The sequence below is a fragment of the Acinetobacter lwoffii genome (assembly GCF_024129855.1).
Lineage (GTDB): Bacteria > Pseudomonadota > Gammaproteobacteria > Pseudomonadales > Moraxellaceae > Acinetobacter > Acinetobacter lwoffii_L.
In genome coordinates this window covers 1-285 of record NZ_JAMXXC010000090.1, presented here as the reverse complement: position 1 = coordinate 285, position 285 = coordinate 1, and the positions used below count along the sequence as shown (strand labels likewise).

Here is a 285-nt window from a genome sequence, read left to right as displayed (position 1 = left end):
TGAGGCTGACCATAATAAAATGACGATGCTTGTCCTTTACGTAGTGCACGCATGACTTCAATACCTTTAATTGTGGCATAAGCCGTCTTCATAGATTTGAATCCTAATGTGGCTCTGATGATTCGCTTTAACTTACCATGATCACATTCAATGACATTATTTTTATACTTAATTTGCCTGTGCTCAATATCTACTGGACATTTTCCTTCTCGCTTTAATCGTGATAAAGCATGGCCATAGGTCGCTGCTTTATCTGTATTGATGACCCGTGGAATTTGCCATTTT

1 pseudogene is annotated in these 285 nt (G+C 38.2%); it reads right to left on the bottom strand.

The window, feature by feature from the left end:
• A pseudogene (locus NI465_RS16915) lies at positions 1–285 on the bottom strand (IS6-like element IS1008 family transposase); the annotation flags it as partial.